Origin of the sequence: Bacillus sp. Marseille-P3661 (genome assembly GCF_900240995.1) — a bacterium.
Classification (GTDB): domain Bacteria; phylum Bacillota; class Bacilli; order Bacillales; family Bacillaceae_J; genus OESV01.
Map to the genome: position 1 here is coordinate 491,980 of NZ_LT965953.1, position 14,364 is coordinate 506,343.

At 34.7% G+C, this 14,364-nt stretch carries 13 protein-coding genes and 1 riboswitch; of the genes, 9 read left to right on the top strand and 4 right to left on the bottom strand.

Annotated features, from left to right (window positions below; genetic code table 11):
- Window positions 1-489 precede the first annotated feature (489 nt).
- Together C1724_RS02215 and C1724_RS02220 are read left to right on the top strand one after the other, a co-directional pair.
- The gene (locus C1724_RS02215) at window positions 490-1,134 is read left to right on the top strand and encodes a GAF domain-containing protein (RefSeq protein ID WP_102345117.1); all 645 of its coding nucleotides are present in this window, start codon (window positions 490-492) and stop codon (window positions 1,132-1,134) included.
- A 12-nt stretch (window positions 1,135-1,146) separates the two neighbouring features.
- Window positions 1,147-1,515: a helix-turn-helix domain-containing protein gene (locus C1724_RS02220; RefSeq protein ID WP_102345118.1), complete on the top strand. Its 369-nt coding sequence runs from the start codon at window positions 1,147-1,149 to the stop codon at window positions 1,513-1,515.
- A 1,387-nt stretch (window positions 1,516-2,902) separates the two neighbouring features.
- Here C1724_RS02220 and C1724_RS02225 read toward each other — a convergent pair.
- Together C1724_RS02225 and C1724_RS02230 are read right to left on the bottom strand one after the other, a co-directional pair.
- Window positions 2,903-4,222 carry a TrkH family potassium uptake protein gene (locus C1724_RS02225; protein WP_102345119.1) on the bottom strand — a complete coding sequence of 440 codons (1,320 nt, stop codon included), beginning with the start codon at window positions 4,220-4,222 and terminating at the stop codon, window positions 2,903-2,905.
- Window position 4,223: 1 nt separating this feature from the next.
- A complete protein-coding gene (locus C1724_RS02230; RefSeq protein ID WP_102345120.1) occupies window positions 4,224-4,883 on the bottom strand; it encodes a potassium channel family protein in 660 nt (219 codons plus the stop codon).
- Between the two features lie 94 nt (window positions 4,884-4,977).
- Window positions 4,978-5,123, bottom strand: a riboswitch (cyclic di-AMP (ydaO/yuaA leader).
- Between the two features lie 147 nt (window positions 5,124-5,270).
- On the opposite strand from C1724_RS02230, the gene C1724_RS02235 reads away from it, so the two are divergent.
- From C1724_RS02235 to C1724_RS02245, 3 genes are all read left to right on the top strand, one after another.
- A complete protein-coding gene (locus tag C1724_RS02235; protein ID WP_102345121.1) occupies window positions 5,271-6,236 on the top strand; it encodes a HEAT repeat domain-containing protein in 966 nt (321 codons plus the stop codon).
- Window positions 6,237-6,298: 62 nt separating this feature from the next.
- A complete protein-coding gene (locus C1724_RS02240) occupies window positions 6,299-7,771 on the top strand; it encodes an alkaline phosphatase family protein (protein WP_102345122.1) in 1,473 nt (490 codons plus the stop codon).
- Window positions 7,772-7,841: 70 nt separating this feature from the next.
- A complete protein-coding gene (locus C1724_RS02245; RefSeq protein ID WP_102346703.1) occupies window positions 7,842-9,521 on the top strand; it encodes a DUF6044 family protein in 1,680 nt (559 codons plus the stop codon).
- Window positions 9,522-9,577: 56 nt separating this feature from the next.
- Here the strand turns inward: C1724_RS02245 and C1724_RS25400 are convergent, their stop codons facing one another.
- Complete coding sequence (locus C1724_RS25400; RefSeq protein ID WP_180994099.1) at window positions 9,578-9,724, bottom strand: hypothetical protein; 147 nt, start codon at window positions 9,722-9,724, stop codon at window positions 9,578-9,580.
- Window positions 9,725-10,067: 343 nt separating this feature from the next.
- Between C1724_RS25400 and C1724_RS02250 the strand changes: the two genes are divergently transcribed.
- The 3 genes from C1724_RS02250 (at window position 10,068) to C1724_RS02260 (ending at window position 12,791) form a co-directional block, all read left to right on the top strand.
- Entirely contained in the window at window positions 10,068-10,952 is an 885-nt protein-coding gene (locus tag C1724_RS02250; protein ID WP_102345123.1) for a hypothetical protein, read from the top strand.
- 64 nt (window positions 10,953-11,016) lie between these two features.
- A complete protein-coding gene (locus C1724_RS02255; protein ID WP_258000262.1) occupies window positions 11,017-11,586 on the top strand; it encodes a class D sortase in 570 nt (189 codons plus the stop codon).
- 194 nt (window positions 11,587-11,780) lie between these two features.
- Window positions 11,781-12,791: a DUF3231 family protein gene (locus tag C1724_RS02260; protein WP_102345124.1), complete on the top strand. Its 1,011-nt coding sequence runs from the start codon at window positions 11,781-11,783 to the stop codon at window positions 12,789-12,791.
- Window positions 12,792-12,819: 28 nt separating this feature from the next.
- Here the strand turns inward: C1724_RS02260 and C1724_RS02265 are convergent, their stop codons facing one another.
- Window positions 12,820-13,887 carry a phosphatidylglycerol lysyltransferase domain-containing protein gene (locus C1724_RS02265; protein WP_102345125.1) on the bottom strand — a complete coding sequence of 356 codons (1,068 nt, stop codon included), beginning with the start codon at window positions 13,885-13,887 and terminating at the stop codon, window positions 12,820-12,822.
- Window positions 13,888-14,075: 188 nt separating this feature from the next.
- Here C1724_RS02265 and C1724_RS25405 point away from each other — a divergent pair, with 188 nt between their 5' ends.
- Window positions 14,076-14,288, top strand: coding sequence for a hypothetical protein (locus C1724_RS25405; protein ID WP_102345126.1), 213 nt, complete (start codon window positions 14,076-14,078; stop codon window positions 14,286-14,288).
- Window positions 14,289-14,364 lie beyond the last annotated feature (76 nt).

Consider the following 14,364-nt stretch of genomic DNA (forward strand, 5'->3'; position numbering starts at 1 on the left):
GGTTTCTATACATTAAGTAGAGTATATCCTTTACTGAGATGGAAAAAATTTAATAGTATCATTTTAGTATGGGAGGGGGGGGAATTGTGTTTCTACAAAGTGAAGGAAAGATCCTTGAATTGGTGGTCTGTGGCCGGTGTTAAAGCAAAAAGCCTTACACCGCTGTATTAGTGGTGTAAGACTTTTGCGAAAACCATGACAGTTGTAAAACAAAAAACGTAAACAAAAAACATTAAGAAGGGAGGACCTCCTTGGTGTGGAAGAAATACAGTTACCCTAACGGTGGGGTATTGGGGAATGTTTCTGAATTTCTTGCACAATCATATCATGCGCAAATTGACTTTTTTAATACGCTATCCGCGAACAAAAATTTAACTTTTTGTTTTATAAGGTATTTTAAAGGAAAATACGAAGATATCATCTGTAATTGTTTGTGCAAAGCATTGTCTGTCGATACTGATAGTAAACAATTTTATCCGGAGGCCTTTGATGCAAAGAACAGATGTTGTGGTTTATATGAAGGAGTACGCCACAAATAAGAAAGTAAAAGATTTATTAAAGAAAATAAATCCTCGTTTAGCTAAAAAGGAAAATAATATTCGTGTACATCTTTCTGCACTTTTAAATAATGTGATAACTGAAGAAGAGTATCTTGTAATTGAAACAAAAATGATGCTAGGAAAATTATGTTTAGACTTAGAAAGCCTAATCCCAGATAGTTTTGTGACGGTGCTATTTTATAATTATAATGAAAACAAAATATATCATGGTGCGGCACCGAGCATTCCGGCGGATTTTTTTAATTTTTTTCATGACATCAACTATAGTAATGCTTTTAATGAAAACTGCGGTTCATGCGGAAATGCGGTATATCAACAAAAGGTGGTTGTAACTGATATAGAAACTAGTTATCTTTGGGAGCCTTTACGTGATTATGTAATGGGCTGGGGCTTTCAAACCGGTTGGTCGGTTCCTTTCTTTAGAGACAAAGATGTGTTTGGAACATTCGCTATATATCATAAGTATAATAAGCAAGTTACTGAGGAAGAGATTCAGCTTGTGCAACAGAAGGTTGCTCAATATCAGGTTGAGACCTTATGTATGATTAACAAATTAACTGAAAAAAAGGCATAAGGAGGTTTGATCATGTACGCCAATCGCTTGAGAGAATTAAGAATTGAACATGGTTATACGATGGAGGAAGTTGGTAAAAAGGTTGGAATCAAAAAGTCTAGTTATGCATCATATGAATCGAGATACCGGCAACCTCCACTGGAAAAACTCAAAGGCTTTTCTAAGCTATATGGGGTTTCAGTCGACTATATTTTAGGACTTACAAATGTACGCAGTACAGAAGAGTCTATTCAAGTTCGTTTAAAAGATATATGTGTTAAAAGAGGATTACATTGGGATGGAGTTGATATTCCAGAAGATGTTCTGATATTAATTGAAAAAGTTCTAGATGAAGCGGTTTTAAGAAGTTGGGTTCCAACACAAAGTCGTAAAGAAGGGTAAAATTAAAGAGTCGTAGCAGAATTCAGGATTGATTCTGATAGGAACGCGAGAAAAGGTGTAGAACGAGTCAGAATACAGGTAGGATTCTGACAGGAACGCGAGAAAAAGAGTAGAACGAGTCAGAATAGGGGTTGGATTCTGACAGGAACGCGAGAAAAAGAGTAAAACGAGTCAGAATACAGGTTAGATTCTGACAGGAACGCAAGAAAAAGAGTAGAACGAGTCAGAATACAGATCAAATTCGGACAGGAGCAGGCGAAAATTTCAAAAATGAGTCAGAATACGGGTTGGATTCTGACAGGAACGTGAGAAAAAGAGTAGAACGAGTCAGAATACAGGTTAGATTCTGACAGGACCGCGAGAAAAAGAGTAGAACGAGTCAGAATACAGGTTAAATTCTGACAGGAACGTGAGAAAAAGAGTAGAACGAGTCAGAATACGGGTTTGATTCTGACAGGAACGTGAGAAAAAGAGTAGAACGAGTCAGAATACAGGTTAGATTCTGACAGGACCGCGAGAAAAAGAGTAGAACGAGTCAGAATACAGGTTAGATTCTGACAGGACCGCGAGAAAAAGAGTAGAACGAGTCAGAATACAGGTTAGATTCTGACAGGAACGCAAGAAAAAGAGTAGAACGAGTCAGAATACGGGTTGGATTCTGACAGGAACGCGAGAAAAAGAGTAAAACGAGTCAGAATACAGATCAAATTCGGACAGGAGCAGGCGAAAATTTTAAAAATGAGTCAGAATACGGGTTAGATTCTGACAGGAACACGAGAAAAAGAGTAGAACGAGTCAGAATACAGGTTAGATTCTGACAGGAACGCGAGAAAAAGAGTAAAACGAGTCAGAATACAGATCAAATTCGGACAGGAGCAGGCGAAAATTTCAAAAATGAGTCAGAATACAGGTTAAATTCTGACAGGAACACGAGAAAAAGAGTAGAACGAGTCAGAATACAGGTTAGATTCTGACAGGAACGCGAGAAAAAGAGTAAAACGAGTCAGAATACAGGTTAGATTCTGACAGGACCGCGAGAAAAAGAGTAAAACGAGTCAGAATACAGATCAAATTCGGACAGGAGCAGGCGAAAATTTCAAAAATGAGTCAGAATCCGGGTTCGATTCTGACAGTAATGCGATAAAAAGAGTAGAACGAGTCAGAATACAGGTTGAATTCGGATAGGAGCAAGCGAAAATTTCAAAAATGAGTCAGAATCTAGGTAGAATTCTGACATGTCCAGATAAACCCACAAGAACAAGTGCGAATCGGTGCAAAATATCACTGTTATTCAAAAAAAAGGAAAAGGACCAAACCTTGTATAGATTTGGCCTTTTAATAAGTTTATCAATAATTATATTTCTCCCCTAAAAACGTGTTACATATATCAACCAGTAAGAATTTCTTCTTTAGGATATCTAATGGCTGTACGTTCTTGTTTCGTTAATGAAAAGGCTAATGTTAATGGACCGATTTTACCAATAAACATAATGATAATAATAACTTCTTTACCAATTGACGTTAAATCTGCTGTAAGCCCCATTGATAAACCGACTGTTCCAAATGCAGATATCACTTCAAAAACTATTGGCAGAAATGGGGAACTTTGAGAAAATTCTAGAACGAAAATACCTATAAAAACAATGGAAATACTAATCATAGTTATAGCTAAACAACGGACAATAATTACTGGATTTAAAGTTCTTCTAAAGATCGTAACATCTTCTTTACCTTTAACAAAGGTAAGAACAGATAGAAACATAGCTATAAACGTAGTTAGTTTTATTCCACCCGCTGTCGATGCACTTCCAGCACCTATGAACATTAGGATTAACATAAGAAATATTGTTGATTCTTCTAGACTGCCTATATCCACGGAATTAAAACCGGCTGTTCTCGTTGTAACGGCCTGAAAATATGCTCCCCAAACTTTATCTAAGAAAGGCAGCTTACCTAAAGTATTAGGGTTGTTATACTCAAACCAAAATACTAAAAAAAAAGATAATAAATTTAATGAAAACGTCCCCACAATCATTATTTTAGAATGTAAAGATAGTCTTTGAAATTTTTTGCTACTCCAAAGATCGGCTAGTACTGTAAATCCAAGACCGCCTATAATAAATAAGGAACTTATAATGATATTTACGAGAGGGTCTCCTACGTAGCCCATTAAACTATCTGACCAGATCGAAAATCCTGCATTATTAAAGGCAGATATAGAATGAAAAACACTGGCAAAAATTCCTTCCTTCCATCCTAACGCTGGTACCCATCTTATTGCTAATAAGCAAACCGCAATACTTTCGATGATAATCGAGAATATAAATAGTTTTTGTACTAATTTAATAACACCGCCAATAGACGTTTGATTTAGAGCTTGTTGGACAAGGATTCGTTGTTTAAACCCAATTTTACGACCAAGTGCTATAAATACAAGAATTGCAAAGGACATAATTCCGAGTCCGCCAGTTTGAATTAGTACCATAATTACCACCTGTCCAAATGTTGTAAATGCAGTCCCAGTGTCAACTACGGCTAAGCCAGTTACTGTCATAGCAGAAGTCGCAGTAAACAGCGCATCTAACAAAGAAATAGAATCTGTTGTTGAAAAAGGCAACTTAAGTAATATAGTACCTATGATTATGCCTATTAAAAAGACAAAAAGTAATACTTGTGGCGGACTTAATTTTATAATTCGATCTTTCATTTTAGATTCCTTCACGCTCAAAACGTTCTATATCTCTGTTATGTCCTGCAACTACAAGAATATCATCTTGGTTAATTACCATATTTGCCGCTGGTGAAACGGTTATATCATGTGCTCTTTTAATAGCAACAACTGTACACCCATACTTAGCTCTTATATCTAAATCTAGAAGTGTTTTTTGATCGACTTTACCTGACGCAATGATTTCAACAATGCTATATTCATCGGATAGTTCAATAAAATCAATGATTTTTTCAGATACAATATGATGAGCAATTCTCTTAGCGATATCACGTTCGGGATGAATAATGCGATCTGCGCCAATTTTTTCAAGCACCTTTTGATGATAGTCATTTTGGGCCTTTACCCAAACTCGTTCTACTCCTATTTCTTTCAATAATAGTGTTGTTAAAATACTTGCTTGAATATTTTCTCCTATTGCAACAATGACATAGTCAAAATTCCTTAATCCTAAATCTCTCACTACCGTTTCATCTGTCGTATCAGCTTGAACGGCATGTGTACTGAATTCTAAATAATCCGCTACTCTATCTCCATCATTATCAATAGCTAATACTTCTAAGCCAGACTTATAAAATTCTTTACAAAGATTCCCACCAAAACGCCCTAAGCCAATCACAGCAAATTGTTTTTTATCCATCTCTCAAAATCCCTTTCTAACCTTTTATAAAAAAGAATACAAAAAACTACAGAGGCAGAATTCCCCTGTAGTCGATGTCGATTACAAGTTTTCATCATCCTCTCTCAAAACGCTTACGAAGTTAGCTGTCGGATTCGGGCTATGAGAGTAGCCCTACCTAAAAAGGATTCACCCCAAGTAACAATACTGTTACAAATATGGTTCCTCCGCTTCTTTTAAAGAATTCAGCGATAGTAGAAAACAATTTTATTCAATTAACAAATGTTATATTACTCCTGCAATTAATTTTTGTAAAGATTAAAAACAAATTTATTACTAGGTAAGTGTAAGACTAACGGGTGTTACGGGAACACTTTATATTAAGCATGAATGGAAACTGGAGGTCATATGGACACACAAAAGTATTTATTAGATTTAATTCAAAGAATGCTTGACGATACACTTGAATATGTTCCTGATGTTAACGGTTCTATGTATGTTATAGCTAATAGCGCCTATAAGGAAGCTGAAAAATTAGCAGATGCGAAATATATTCAACCCTTAAAGAACATCATTGAACAACATTCTTCTAGTAAAACAAAAGAAAAAGATATAAGGAGAAAGGCTTATCATATTCTTGAAAAGCTTGCGATAAATACTGAAATACGTGAAATATTTGAGTACTTTGCAGATCGATTGGACAAAGAATCTGATAAATATATACTAGGGGATTGCTTACTACTATATCTTGATAGAAATCAATATACACCTAAGCTTGACATAATTCTAAGGTTATCCGATGACATAAGATGGCAGGTAAGGGACATGGTTATAAAAATGCTTGGAAATTATCCAAAACAGGAGGTAGAAGACCTTTTAATTCATAAATTAGCAGATGTAAAGGACCAATATGAAATATGCCACCTTTTAAGCTCATTAAGGAAGATCCGTTCCGCAAAAGTATTAGATGTAATTGGGGAATATCTCCAACATGATAAAGGAGAGGTAAGAGCCTCTGCGATTGCAACAGCAAAGGAATTGGGAGGAAAAGAGTTTCTGCCTACCTATATTGCATGCCTAAAGGATAGATCTCGAGAAGTGAAATTAAATGCACTGGATGCACTTCTTAAACATGGAGATGAGAGCATAATAGAGGTACTTTTCGAGCGGTTGAAAACCATTCTTAAAACAAAACGAAATGTTGAACCAGCAACAGCAGAGGATTCGGATGTTATAAATATAGTACAGTTTTTACTTCGCTATAAATATATGAAAGAAGTTACCACAATTTTTGATTGGATATGGCAAAAGAAGTGGGATTATCTCTATGAATGCGAAAAAGAATGGTTAAGAGTCAATGCTAATAGAGACTAAGAATAAACCTTATTTCAAACACTTTCTATATGTAATCTGATCACATCAAAGGAGAAATAGAAATGAAGTCAACTGACTCTCTAAAAAAAAAGGTTATTATGCTTATAGTGGATACCCTCATGGATTCTTCATTACAAGCTGCTGTAAAGGAAGGAAAAGCACCTGCTCTTCAATTTTTTATAGAAAAAGGGTGTTATATTTCTAATTTAATTAGTCCTTTTCCAACCATGTCTGTTAATGTGGATAGTACATTGTTAACGGGTGTTGCTTGTGATCAGCACAAAATTCCTGGGCTTGTTTGGTATAACCAAGCTGAAAATCGGATTGTGAATTATGGAAGTCATGTTAGAGAGCTTTATAAATTAGGTCTGAAGCAATCGATGAAAGATATTTTTTATAATCTAAATCATGAGCATTTAAGTAAGCAGCATAAAACCATTCATGAAACTTTAAATGAAAAAGGGATTCAAACTGCCACCATAAACGCATTACTTTATCGGGGAAATAATCCTTGCCGATTGAAGATACCATTCCTATTATCATTGATAACAGGTTTAAAAAGAGAAATGGACTCCTATTCGCCGGATTTATTTTCCTATGGACGCATGCACCATTTAAATCCGAATAAAAAGAAAGCATTTTTTTGGCAAAGATATGGATTCAACGATAAATTTACATCAAATGAAATGTCGTATTTAATTAGGGAAAACAAGTTACCTGCTTTTACAATAGCTTATTTTCCGGATCTGGACCAAAGTGTACATAAACATGGAAGAAAAGATGTTAAAGGTGTTCAAAAGGTTGATGAAGAATTACAGAACATACTAAATCAGTTTAATTCATGGGAATCAGCGCTTAATGATAACATCTGGATTATTCTTGGAGATAACGGGCAAGCATGGACTGATGCAGATCGGAATGAAACATTAATAGATTTAAGGAAACTATTAAATCAGTATCGAATAGTAAAGTTAAGCAAGGGCATAAAGGCTGAGGATGAAATTGTTTTAGGTGTTAATCAAAGAATGTCATATATTTATACGCTAAATCCAGAAAAGGTGCCATTAACTGATATAGTTCAGATTATGAGAACAGATAAAAGAATTGATGTAATTGCTCAAAAAAATCGAGAAACGGTTACGGTCATATCTGGAATCAATGACGGAGAACTACATTTTTATCCCGAAGGAAAATATATGGATGAATATGGAAAGTCGTGGCATGTGGAAGGGAACTTTGAAATATTAGATCTGGAGATTGTTAATAATAATATAAAGTATGGAAATTATCCTGACGCGTTAGCACGATTATATGCTCCATTTTTATCACACAGTGGTGATTTTATTATGGTAAGCGCCAATCGTGGCTATGAATTTATAGGGGAAGGTTCGCCTAAACATGTAGCAGGCGCTAGTCATGGCGGCTTACACAAGCAAGATTCTTTAGTATCAATGATTATCTGTGGAACAGAATCACAGCCTAAACATCTACGCATTGTAGATATTAAGGATTGGCTTTTAACGTTAATTTATTAAATTAATTCCTCAGTAGTATTAATTATTTTACTAATCTTGAAAAGATAGGGGTTTAAACTTGATTAAAGGAATGCAAGCATCAAAAGAAAGGCTGCACTTAATATATGCTGTACTATTAATTATTGTATATCTATCACCCTTGTATATATTAGGAGAGAACGCCCATATTCGGGACCACGATAATTTGGATTCGAATATTGCTTGGTATAAGGTTCTAGTTAACAGTGGAGAATTATTTGGAGGTTTAGATGCAACTGTTCAACAGATCATCAATGGCCAATTATCGAGAGGTGCTTATGGTTCTGAATATACGGGGATTGTTTGGCTGCATGTATGGTTTCCATCGATGCTGGCTTATGCAATAAGTCAAACAATTACCCGAGTATTTGCATTTTTAGGAATGTATTTATTATTAAGGGATCATTTTATAAAAGATAACAGCGCCTACTTTATTCGAATTGGAGTAGCATTAGCCTTTGCGCTTACCCCATTTTGGCCGTCAGGGATGTTAAGTACACTTGGACATCCTCTTGCTTTATGGGCATTTTTGAACATCAGGGCAAGGAATCATTCATGGAAAGACTGGTTAACATTAGGATTGTTGCCCATCTATTCAAGCATTGTTCTTGGCTTCGTCTTTTTCCTTGTTATGGTAAGTATCTTATGGATTCGTGATATTATAGTCAAACGGGATATAAACCTAGTGTTTCTAGGTAGTATTATTTTTATGACCGCCGTCTTTTTTGTGGTCGACTATCGCTTGTTTTATTCTTTAATTATTCCGCATGAGCCTACCCAGCGAAGTGAATTTATTTCATCAAGGCACGAGTTTTGGCGTTCGCTGCGTCTTACATTTAAAAATTATGTTCTCGGGCATCATCATGTTATGACTGTACATACGTTTGTCATTTTGCCGCTATCCTTTGTAGCGCTTTGGATTGTATTATGGACCAAACGTTGGAGGAGACATAGAATTTTTATTAGTTTAATGCTGATCAACTTAGTTCTATCTGCATGGTACGCTTTTTGGTTTAATAAAATATGGATTCCAGTCAAGGAAACATTCGATATTGCGGTTACATTCAATTTTGCACGCTTTCACTTTTTAAGACCGCTTGTAATTTATTTAATTTTTGCATTGTCTTGTTTAATCCTTTGGCATCATAGACATAGATGGCATCGATTAGTAAAAGGATTGATAATTGCCCAGGTTGTCATTCTTTTTCTGTGCAATGAGGAATTTGTTTTTCGAGTGTTAGGGACGCCATCCTTTAAAGAATATTATGCAACAGAACAGTTTACAGAAATACGGGACTATATCAATCTGCCGCAGCATTCCTATCGGGTTGCAAGTATTGGACTTCATCCTGCCATCGCCCAATATAATGGCTTTTTCACAATCGATACATATAATAATTTTTATCCACTTTCATACAAGTATAAATTTCGAAAAATTATTGAAAAAGAATTAGCTAAAAATCACCAACTTCAGGAATATTTTGATGAATGGGGAAGCCGCTGCTATATATTTGTTGATGAGCTCGGTAAAAAATATGACTTCAGAAAAGACTCGAACAAAGTTATTAAAAATTTGCAATTAAATACAAATGTATTTAAACAAATGGGAGGAAAGTTTATAATTTCTTCTGTACCAATTGAAAATGCGCAATCAAACAACCTACTGTTATTGAAAGCCTTTGAACATGGAGACTCAGCGTGGAAAATTTATTTATATCAAGTCGCTGCTTAAAAATTTAATAAGTGAGTTTTCTATTTTATTACATAGGAGTGATTAATATTACTTAATCACTCCTTAGCATTGTCTTTAATAAGTTTTAATGACTCAACTAATCCTGGAAGTTTGTCGTAGTTTTCAATTTCTTTATTTTGGAGGATCTTATTAATTCGATCTTGCAAAAGTTTTTCGACTCCTTTAACTAATTTTTTTTTCATCAACTAATTCCTCCTAAAAATTAAGTTTGATTATAATATGGTTTGCCCACTTAAAGAGTTCCAGTATGGGCTTAATCTAGTACTGGGTGGTTTCTTACTAGATAACCCCAGGAAAGGGTCCAAGTTATGCAACTTCTGTCGAAAATAGGACCACCGGCTCCTACCTTATTACTAAAAGTATTCATTAGTGTCTAAAATCCTACATAACAATTGAACCATTAGGGTTCCTGATGCCTAAGGTTTCCTATTACTGAATTCTCAATTGCAGAAAGGACAAACAATCTCCGACAATTATTTTCATAAAGTATAAGTGTGAATATGAAAATGTGAGGAGGGGAAATTTTTGACTAAATCTAAATTTGTATTCGTACTCACATCATTAACATTAATTTTTAGTATAATCGGGAGTTTTCTTTTTCAGGATAATGTAGTTGCAAAGAATACTAGTGTACATGTTCATGTTAAAGGAGATACAGCTAACATTTCATCTGTTTCGATTGAACATCTTGACTCAACGATTGTACTTGAAACAAAGAATAAGAAACTATACAGTATTAAAAAGCCAGCCGACATTGTAAAACCGGATATTTCAAAAATTATTGTTACTTTTAACGATGGTTCAACACATGTGTATAGTCCTGCTATTAATTATGCCGGTGTCGAAGGGAATGGAACGATCAATTATTGGATCGAAGTAGCAGATAAAGTTGACCAGAGCGTTACGAAAGCTAAATCTATAAAACAAGAAATAGATAAGGATAGTGTAAAAGCAAAGAAAACTAATGAAATTAAGAAGGATAAATCCAATGGAAATAAAACAACAATAGAAGTAGAGAAAAATAGAACAACAACTGCTGTTAAAGATAATTCTCAATCAACTACCAACATAACTACTAAAATAGAAACGAAAGAGGAGAATAAGTCGACAATAACAGCAGGCGTAGCAACAAGTTCAACTGCGAAAACAAGCGATTCTCAAGGATTAGTTCAGGTCAATGACAGTCAAAGTACAAGCAAAGATTCCGTAAATGATGAAACTATAGGTATTCATAATGCTAGCTCGAAAGTTGAACAAACTGAAACCAACGAAAACAATAGTCCAACAGCTACAATTAGCGGCGGTGAACTACCAGATACAGCAAGCGTTTGGTATAACTTATTAGTAATTGGCGGTATTTTGTTGATAGTCTCTATACTAGTGATTTTAAAACTGAAACTTTCAAGGTAAGAGTATAGGTGCATATATGAAAAAAATAATGATTGTTTTATGTAGTGTCTTGTGTTTCTTATCTTTGTCTTTAATATTTTTTTCGATTACACAAATTTTTTTATCAGACCAAAAAATAGAGCATTCACTTAAAGAGTGGAATGAAAAAGTTGCAAGTATATCAATAATACCCTCTCATGCTAGTGCCGCAGGCGTTGATGATGAGAGGGAAAATAATGCGATACAATCTAACACGCCAAAACAAGGCGAGGTTGTAGGCAAAATAATCTTCCCAAAATTATCAGAAGAATTTCCAATCATTGAAGGTACAAATGAAGAACAATTATCCCGTGGTGTTGGGCATTATATTGGAAGTGTCTTACCAGGAATGAAGGATAATTCTGTATTAGCTGGACATCGTGATGGAGTTTTTCAAAATCTAAACCAATTGAATAATGGAGATTTGATAAAAGTAGAGACAATTACTGGAGTTTATACCTATAAGATTAGTAAACAACAAATAGTCGATGAAAATGATCGAACAATAATTGTGCCAACAAACGAAGCCACGCTTACACTCGTGACCTGTTATCCCTTCAATTTTATCGGGCCAGCTCCTAAACGATATATCATAACGGCTCATTTAACAGAGTAATACCTAAAGAATTTTTTGTTCAAATAGATGCATTGATTCCAATAATAAAGCGCTTGATTATTGTCGAAAGAAATGATCAAGCGCTTTACATCATGTATATCAATATTAATTAATATACTGTTAGCGAACATTATTTTTTAAACAAGAATAGGTAATTAAGGAAAAGGGAATATTTAAGTAGAAGGAGGAGGGCTATGGATAAAGAAAGCATCAAATTAACAGCACCAGAAATATCGAGTCTTTGGACGCAATATTTGTTTGATTCAATGTCAATTTGCTTTATAAAATATGTACTCGAACATATTGAAGATCACGAAATCAAAGACATATACATAAAAGCTTTAGGCTATTCAGAGCGACATATTCAACAAATTAAGGATTTCTTTATGGGTGAAAACTTTCCTATTCCATATGGCTTTTCTGACCAAGATGTGAATATAAAAGCACCGCGTCTTTTTCAGGATCCTTTTTACTTGTACTATATGTATATTATGTCATTACAAGGAATTACCGCCTATGCACTATCACTTAGTACATCAATTCGCTCGGATTTAAGAAAATATTACATAACATGTAATGCTGAAGTTACGAATCTATTTGAAAAAACAATGGAAACGTTATTGTCAAAGGGTCTGTTTTCACGGCCCCCAGTCCTCACGCCCCCTACTTCTGCAGAATTTGTAAAACACCAAAGTTTTCTAACAGGATGGTTTGGACAACGGCGTCCATTAACAGCTATGGAAATTGGCGATATAACTTTTAATATGAATAAAATGCATCTACATGTAGCTTTGAAGGTTGGCTTTAGTCAGGTTGCTGAATCGGATAAGATACGTAAATATATAAATAGAGGAATTGAGATTTCGAATAAACATCTCGAGAACTTTGATGATATATTCCGTGAAGAAAAGCTTAATTCCCCAATGTCATGGCAATCACAAGTTACCAATTCAACTACATCACCTTTCTCTGATAAGTTACTGATGTATCAAGTACAATTGTCAACGCAAATTGCTGTCGCCTTTTATGGCACTGCTTTAAGTGTTACGTCAAGAAGAGACCTTGCTTTTAAATATGTGACACTTACTGCTGAACTTGCAAAATATGCTGAAGATGGAGCAAATCTTATGATCGATATGGGATGGTTAGAAGAGCCGCCAAAAGCAAGTGATCGCCGAGAATTGACAAAACAAAATAAGGGCTAGTAAATGAAAAAAAACAAAGGTGCTTTCCTTAAGAAGGTAAAGAACCTTTGTTTTTAGTAGTTTGTTTACTATTAATCAGCAGAAGTAATTGTAAAAAAGTAATCGGCAATAGAGTTCTTTTGTATGCTAAATACTTAGGCTCCCAGTTCGATGTAAATTTATTTTTAAACTTTTTAAGGCCTTTAAAATTATACAATGTATTGCCGTAGAGATAGGCCAAGCGAATAAGTTTTTCACTTGTAAATGAATGCTTGCAATTCCCGACATTTGCAAGTGGGGTCATCCCTAAGCTACAGGTATGATAACCGTTATCTTTTGCCCATTTAAAGATATGAATAAATAAGACATCCATTGTTCCATGAGGACTTTCTGAGGACTTTCTCATCAGGTCAATGCTAATTGTATTTTTGTAATCTGTTGCTAATGTTGCAAAGGCAATTACGTTCCCGTCGGGGTCATGTAAAAGTGCTATAGGGAATCGGGATACATATTGTTTACTAAAAGATACGACTGAAAATCCTTTCTCCTTCTGTTCTCCTAACCATGAATCGGAGATAAGTTTTAACACGGAAAGTAACTCTTTCGAATAAGGTGGATGTAATACGCTGAATTTATATGAATTACGAGCAAATTTATTAAATCTGGTCCGCAATTTTGCTCCTTGTTTGCCTTCTAAAGAAAATTGGTTTAGATCAACTAACCCTTCTTCCCCTAACTTGACGAATCTATAACCTGAATCATGATAATATTGCATATAACGTGGGCTAATTTGATAGAAAACAGGTTTAAGTCCCTTGCTTTTACTGAATTCAAAAAATTCCTTTATAGAATCTTTTATTTTAGTTTCTTCCCCAATTGGATCACCTAATACAACTAATTTATTTGCAATTCGTTTATAAACTAGAAAAACATCTCGTTGTTTTGTCCAAAAAATTTCTTTATCCCGTAAGAAGATGAGATGTGATACATGATTTCCACTTTTTTCTTTTAATAGAGAAATTAATTGGTCAAAATGAAGGTCAAAATCACATGTGGAAGATTCTCTCATCACCTTTTGTTTCTTTATAAAGGAATTAATTATTTTGATATCATACATGAAGTTTTCCTCCTGATAAAAATAACCTATTAAATAATAACATATAGAAGGATAATAGAAAGAAGAATTTTATTACAGTTGAAGTGGATTCATTTCGTGTCTTTGGACCACGGTATTATTAGCAAGAATACCGATTAATAAGCGAAAGATTGGTGGAAATTGGGCAGGCTTGCTTCGAAATACTATTGATGAGGGAAGGGCAAACTCAACCTGAAAGAGGAAATCCGGCGGGTATGATTGGTAATTTAGATGAAGAAACAATGGTAAAAGTACAAGCTATTATGGAACAAGAAAGAGCAGGGACTATAACTAAAGAACAAGCTCAAGAACAAATGGCTGAACTTGGATTGGAGTTACCTGTAAGAGGTTCTAGACCATCAGAAGAAAGTAAGCCCAATTAATTGATTCAAACCAACAAAGGTAATCAAAAGTGCGAAGGCTTAGCAAAAATGCTAAAATATAGTTAAGATTTGGAAA